Consider the following 6516-nt stretch of genomic DNA (forward strand, 5'->3'; position numbering starts at 1 on the left):
CGCACCCGAGAAGCCATGGCGCGCCTGACCGCGCCGCAGCCACTCCCCCGCCCTAGACACACCTGACGCAGGACACAGGAGAAGCTGCACATGACATCCAAGAATCGTCGCCCCGGAACGCCGCGCACGCGGCGGGGCTATGCCACGCTCGCGGTCACCGCCGTGGCGCTCGCCGCCAGCGCACACGCCCACGCGCAAGAAGCCGCTGCTGCCGAAACGCGGCAGGCGCTGCCCACCGTCACCGTCTCGGGCGATGCGGGCGAGACCGCCACCGGTCCCGTGACGGGCTTCGTCGCCAGGCGCGGCAGCACGGCCACCAAGACCGACACGCCGCTGATCGAGACGCCGCAGGCCATCTCGGTCGTCACGCGTGACCAGATCGAAGCCCAGGGCGCGCTCACCCTGCGCGAGACCACCAACTACACGGCCGGCGTGGTGTCGAGCTACTTCGACAGCCGCGTGGATTCGTTCAAGGCCCGCGGCGGCGACGCCGTGCAGTACCTCGACGGCCTGCAACGCACCTACGGCACCTACAACGCCAGCCGACCCGACCCGTACATGCTCGAACGCGTCGAGCTGCTGCGCGGTCCCTCGTCGGTGCTGTACGGCCAGGGCGGCATCGGCGGCGTGCTCAACCTCGTGTCGAAGCGTCCGCAGGCCGAGACGCAGCGCGAGGTGCAGCTGCAGCTGGGCAACAACGCGCGCAAGCAGATCGCCGCCGACTTCACCGGCTCGCTCGACCCCGAGAGCAAGTGGATGTACCGCCTCGTGGCCGTGAACCGCGACAGCGGCACGCAGGTCGACCACGTGTCGGACGACCGCATCGCGATCGCGCCCTCGCTCACCTGGCGCCCGAGCGCCGACACCTCGCTCACGCTGCAGGCGTCCTACCAGAAGGACAAGAGCGGCTCGCTGATCGGCTTCTTCCCGTGGCAGGGCACGCTGCTGCCCTCGCTGTACGGCCGCATCCCGACCTCGACCTTCACCGGCGAGCCGGGCTTCGACCGCTTCGACACGCGCAGCACCTCGCTGGGCTACCTGTTCAGCCACCGCCTCAACGACACCTGGACGGTGCGCCAGAACCTGCGCTCGACCGAGAGCAAGGTCTGGTACAACACCTCGTACACCAGCTTCACGGCCAACCGCCTCACGGGCCGTCCGGCGCGTCCGGTGTTCAACGCCGACCAACGCACCATCGAGCGCGACCTGAGCAGCGACATCAACGGCGGCAAGATGCTGCTGCTCGACAACCAGGCCGAGGCGCACTTCAGGACCGGCGAGGTCGAGCACACGCTGCTGCTGGGCGCCGACTTCCAGCGCAACACCACCTCCAAGCTCTCGGGCCGTGGCCGCGCGGGCGCGCTCGACGTGTACGCGCCGGTGTACGGCAACTACACGGCCCCCACCAGCTTCACGCGCGCACCCGAGGTGGTGCAGAAGCAGGCGGGCCTGTACGTGCAGGACCAGGTCAAGTACGGCCGCTGGATCGGCCTGCTGGGCCTGCGCCACGACAAGGCCACCACCGACACCGAAGGCCGCCCCGCCGCGGCGGCCGACGACAAGGCCACCACCAAGCGCGCCGGCCTGGTCTACCTGGCCGACGGCGGCTGGGCGCCGTACCTGAGCTACGCCGAATCGTTCCTGCCGCTGGGCGGCGTCGACACGTCGAACAACCCCTTCAAGCCGCAGCGCGGCAAGCAGTGGGAAGCCGGCGTGAAGTGGGAGCCCGCGGGCCAGCGCACCTCGTTCATGGCGGCCGTGTACGACCTGCGCGACACCAACCGCAAGACCCCCGACCCGACCAACCCGCTCAACAGCGTGCAGCTCGGCGAAGTGCACGTGAAGGGCCTGGAGCTCGAGTACAAGGGCAGCATCGCGCGCGACTGGGACTGGATCGCCTCGTACGCCTACACCGACGCGCGCGTGTCGAAGAGCAACGGCTCCGACCTGGGCAAGCGCATCTCGGGCGTGCCCAAGCACACGGCCTCGGCCTGGGTGACCAAGCGCTTCTCGATCGGCGGCCTGCACGGCTTCTCGGCCGGCGGCGGCGTGCGCTACCTGGGCAAGTCGTACGACGGCATGGACAGCAACCCCGCGCCCGCGGTCACGCTGTTCGACGCGATGTTCGCGTGGGACAACGGCCCGCTGCGCCTGGCGCTCAACGTGGCCAACCTGACCGACAAGGTGCAGATCACCACCTGCCTGGCGCGCGGCGACTGCTTCTACGGCCAGCGCCGTACCCTGACCGCGAGCGCGACGTACCGCTTCTGAAGCAAATCCCCGCGCGCTCGAAGGTCTGGCGCGCGGGCGACAACCGGCCCGGCGGCGTGCTTCTAGAATCGCGCCGTCGTCCGGTTCGCCGGACGGCAAGCGTTCTCAGGGCGGGGTGCAATTCCCCACCGGCGGTGATGGCAACGAAAGTTGCACAAGCCCGCGAGCGCCTCGGACCTGCCACAGGTTCGAGGGTCAGCAGATTTCGGTGCGATTCCGAAGCCGACGGTCACAGTCCGGATGAAAGAGAGCGCGAAATGCGGGCATGCCCGCGCGCCTTGCTTTGCTCTTTTTGGGCAAACCGGCGCGCGAGCGGGCCTGTGGTTTCGTGCGCCCTGATTCAGGAAACCTGCTTTCAAGAGGCACACCATGAGTCAGATCAACGACCTTCCCCTTTCTGCCGTCACCGCGTCGGGTTCGCCGCGCGGCCAGCGCATCGCATTCGTCGAGGCGCAATGGCATTCCGACATCGTCCACCAGGCACGCGACGCCTTTCTCGAAGAGATGGCGCGGCTCGGCGTGGCGCGCGAACTCATCGACATCTTCGATGTGCCCGGCGCCTTCGAGATTCCGCTGCACGCCAAGCGCCTGGCCAACTCGGGCAAGTACGCGGCCATCATCGGCTGCGCGCTGGTGGTGGACGGCGGCATCTACCGCCACGAGTTCGTCGCCAACACCGTCGTCAGCACGCTGATGTCGCTGCAGCTGGAGACCGACGTGCCGATCTTCTCGGCCGTGCTCACGCCGCACCACTTCCACGAGCACGTGGAGCACCGCAAGTACTTCCATCGCCACTTCGCGGTCAAGGGCACGGAAGTGGCCGAGGCCTGCTTCAAGACGCTCGAGGCGCTGGACAAGGTCGACGCGCTGCTGGCCGCCTGAGCGGGTTGGCAAGAGGCGCACGCCTGCAGTAACCTGCGCGGATGGCCTCTCCATCCGCCCCGGCGGTCGCAGCAGCAACCGCCGACCGCTACACCCTCTATGGGGCGCCCGGCTCGGGCGCCACGCCCATCCACGCCGCGCTGACGCTGATCGGCGCGCAGGTCGACACGGTCGACATCGCCCCCTGGGAGGGCGAGTCCGAGCGCGAGCGGCTGACCGGCGTCAACCCGATGCAGCAGGTGCCCGCGCTCGTGCTGCCTTCGGGCGAAGTCTTGACCGAGAGTGCGGCCATCCTCATCTGGCTGGGCGACCGCTACCCCGAGGCCGGGCTCTGCCCCGCGCCCGGCGACCCGCGCCGCGCGCAATACCTGCGCTGGATGGTCTACCTGCCGGCCTCGATCTATTCGATGTTCTGGGTGCGCGACGAGCCGTCGCGTCTCGCGGCCGATGCCGCCGCGCAGGCCGTGGTGCTCGAACGCACGGCCGCGCGCATCGCGCACTGCTGGCACCTCATGGACACGCAGATCGACGAACCTTCGCCCTACCTGCTCGGCGACAAGCTCAGCATGCTCGACCTGTACGTGACCGTGGTGTCGCGCTGGACGCCGACCCGCCGGCGCTTCTACCGCGTGGCGCCGCGCATGGCGCGCGTGGTGCGGCGCGTGGACGCCGACCCGCGGCTGGCGGCGTTCTGGGCGGCGCGCTTTCCGTTCTCGATGGATGCGGACGAAGAGACAAGCTGAGGCCCGTTCTTCTCTTCTCATAATCGACGCCATGACCGCACGCACACCGACCACTGCCTACCCGATGACGATCTACCACAAGCCCAACTGCAGCACGTCGCGCAACGTGCTGGGCTTGATCCGCGAAAGCGGCGTGGAGCCCGAGATCGTCCTGTACCTGGAAACGCCGCCCTCGAAGAAGAAGCTGCGCGAGCTGGCGAAGGCCATGGGCCTGACGGCGCGCGACCTGCTGCGCACGAAGGAAGCGCCCTACGAAGAACTGAAGCTGGGGGACGAGAAACTGACGGACGACCAGCTGTTCGACGCGATCGTGGCGAACCCGATCCTGTTGCAGCGGCCCATCGTCGTGTCGCCGCGCGGCACGCTCATGTGCCGGCCGTGGGAGCGCGTGCGCGAGATTCTTCCCGCTTAAATCGGTTGATCTTCGGGCTGCTGCGCCAGCCCCCAAGCGACATGCTCGCGCACCAGTTCACTCGGATGTTCGGCGCGCGTGGCCAGCGCTTCCTTCGCGCCGACCTCGCCTGATCTCACCGCATTGCCCAGCGCCACCGCGATGTTGCGCAGCCAGCGCTCGTGGCCGATGCGGCGGATCGGGCTGCCTTCGGTGCGGCGCAAAAAATCTTCTTCGCTCCACGCGAACAGCTCCGCCAGCGTGCGGCCCGTGAGCCCCTCGCGCGCATCGAAGTCGGGCAGCGTGCTCTTCTTCGCGAACTTGTTCCAGGGGCAGATCAGCTGGCAGTCGTCGCAGCCGTAGATGCGGTTGGCCATCAGCGGGCGCAGCTCCACCGGAATGGCGCCGGCGTGCTCGATCGTCAGGTACGAGATGCAGCGGCGCGCATCGAGCCGCTGCGGCGCGACGATGGCGCGCGTCGGGCACACGTCGATGCAGGCGCTGCAGCTGCCGCAGTGCGCGCTGACGGGCTCGCTCGGCGGCAGCGCCATGTCGACGTAGATTTCGCCCAGGAAGAACATCGAGCCCGCGTCGCGGTTGAGCACCAGCGTGTGCTTGCCGCGCCAGCCCTGGCCGCTGCGCGAGGCGAGCTCGGCCTCGAGCACCGGCGCCGAATCGGTGAAGGCGCGGTGGCCGAAGGGGCCGACCTCCTCGGCGATCTTCTCGGCCAGTTTGGCCAGGCGGTTGCGCAGCACCTTGTGATAGTCGCGGCCCCGCGCGTACAGCGACACGATGGCCTCGCCGGGCCGGCGCAGCCGGTCGAACTCGATGGCCTGCCACTCGGCGTCGGTGTCGCGCGGCAGGTAGTCCATGCGCGCGGTGATCACGCTCACCGTGCCCGGCACCAGCTCCGCGGGCCGCGCGCGGCGCGTGCCGTGCGTTGCCATGTATTGCATTTCTCCATGGAACCCATGGGCCAGCCATTGCATCAGACCGTCTTCGGCGCTCGACAGATCGACGCCCGCGATTCCGATTTGGGAGAATCCGAGTTCCCGGGCCAAGGCCTGAATACGAGCAACGAGTGGATGGCTGACGATCACTTGCCGATTGTAGAAACGCGCACCCTGCGCTGGCAGGGCGAAGACGACACCGACGCGCTGGCGCGCGCGCTCGCCGCATCGCCCGCGTTGCGCGACGCTTTCATCGCGCTGCAGGGCGACCTGGGCGCCGGCAAGACCACCTTCGTGCGTCACCTGCTGCGCGCGCTCGGTATCACCGGACGCATCAAGAGCCCCACCTACGCGGTGGTCGAGCCGCACGAGGCGCCCGACGGGCTGGCCATCTACCACTTCGACTTCTACCGTTTCGCCGACCCGCGCGAATGGGACGACGCGGGCTTCCGCGACATCTTCGCGGGCCCGGGCCTCAAGCTGGCCGAGTGGCCGGAAAACGCCGCGGGGCGCACCCCACCTGCCGACCTAGCTATTAAAATAGAAGCAATGACCGACGACACCCGCAGCGTGACCCTCCTGGCGAACACCCCTCGCGGCAGCGATCTGCTGGCGTGCCTGGCCGCATGAAGGCGACCGGCCTGAAACGGCGCGTGCTGCTGCAGGGCGGCAGCATCGCGCTGATGCTCGGCGTGCACCAGATCGCGCGCGGCGCCAGCATCCTCGCCGTGCGCGTGTGGCCCGCCGCCGACTACACCCGCGTGACCATCGAGTCCGACGCCCGCCTCAACTCGCAGCAGCTGGTGGTCGGCAGCCCGCCCCGGCTGGCCGTGGACATCGAGGGCATCGACCTGAACACCGAGCTGCGCGACCTGGTCGGCAAGATCAAGCCCGGCGACCCGTACATCAACGGCCTGCGCATCGGGCAGAACGCACCGAAGGTCGTGCGCATCGTGTTCGACCTGAAGCAGACCGTGCGCCCGCAGGTGTTCTCGCTGGCGCCCGTGGCCGCCTACAAGCATCGGCTGGTGCTCGACCTGTACCCCGAGCAGGCCATCGACCCGATGGAAGCGCTGATCGCCGAGCGGCTGCGCGATGCGCCCAAGAACGGCAGCGGCACCACCACCGCCCCGAGCAACGGCCCTGTCGTCGCCACCGCCCCGCCCGCCCCCGCCGCACCGTCGCCGGCCCCCGCGCCCGTGCGCCCCGCCATGCCGCCCGGCGACCCGCTGGGCGACCTGATGGCGCAGCAGGCCGCGCGCCCCGCGCCCTCCGGCCC

Annotated in this window: 7 protein-coding genes and 1 riboswitch; of the genes, 6 read left to right on the forward strand and 1 reads right to left on the reverse strand. The window is 69.2% G+C overall.

Going from position 1 to position 6516, the window contains the following annotated elements:
- Positions 1–90: 90 nt before the first annotated feature.
- The 4 genes from AC1RAD_RS13095 (at position 91) to arsC (ending at position 4308) form a co-directional block, all read left to right on the forward strand.
- Positions 91–2271 carry a TonB-dependent siderophore receptor gene (locus tag AC1RAD_RS13095; protein ID WP_492735212.1) on the forward strand — a complete coding sequence of 727 codons (2181 nt, stop codon included), beginning with the start codon at positions 91–93 and terminating at the stop codon, positions 2269–2271.
- A 97-nt stretch (positions 2272–2368) separates the two neighbouring features.
- Positions 2369–2527, forward strand: a riboswitch (FMN riboswitch).
- Between the two features lie 113 nt (positions 2528–2640).
- Positions 2641–3153, forward strand: a complete 513-nt coding sequence (locus tag AC1RAD_RS13100) for a 6,7-dimethyl-8-ribityllumazine synthase (RefSeq protein WP_062473480.1) — start codon at positions 2641–2643, stop codon at positions 3151–3153.
- A gap of 41 nt (positions 3154–3194) precedes the next feature.
- Positions 3195–3896 carry a glutathione S-transferase family protein gene (locus tag AC1RAD_RS13105; protein WP_492735213.1) on the forward strand — a complete coding sequence of 234 codons (702 nt, stop codon included), beginning with the start codon at positions 3195–3197 and terminating at the stop codon, positions 3894–3896.
- Between the two features lie 31 nt (positions 3897–3927).
- Positions 3928–4308, forward strand: a complete 381-nt coding sequence (gene arsC / locus AC1RAD_RS13110) for an arsenate reductase (glutaredoxin) (protein WP_492735215.1) — start codon at positions 3928–3930, stop codon at positions 4306–4308.
- On the opposite strand, the gene queG is transcribed toward arsC, so the two are convergent.
- Positions 4305–5387 (reverse strand): tRNA epoxyqueuosine(34) reductase QueG, encoded by a 1083-nt coding sequence (gene queG, locus AC1RAD_RS13115; RefSeq protein ID WP_492735217.1) that lies wholly within the window; start codon positions 5385–5387, stop codon positions 4305–4307. The genes arsC and queG overlap by 4 nt on opposite strands.
- Between queG and tsaE the strand changes: the two genes are divergently transcribed.
- Complete coding sequence (tsaE, locus tag AC1RAD_RS13120; protein ID WP_056579690.1) at positions 5373–5867, forward strand: tRNA (adenosine(37)-N6)-threonylcarbamoyltransferase complex ATPase subunit type 1 TsaE; 495 nt, start codon at positions 5373–5375, stop codon at positions 5865–5867. The two genes, queG and tsaE, sit on opposite strands and share 15 nt — an antisense overlap.
- Positions 5864–6516 (forward strand): AMIN domain-containing protein (locus tag AC1RAD_RS13125; protein ID WP_492735218.1); only part of this gene is annotated, 653 nt, incomplete at its 3' end. The genes tsaE and AC1RAD_RS13125, both read left to right, overlap by 4 nt.

The organism is Variovorax sp. GW823-FHT04B03, assembly GCF_058796495.1.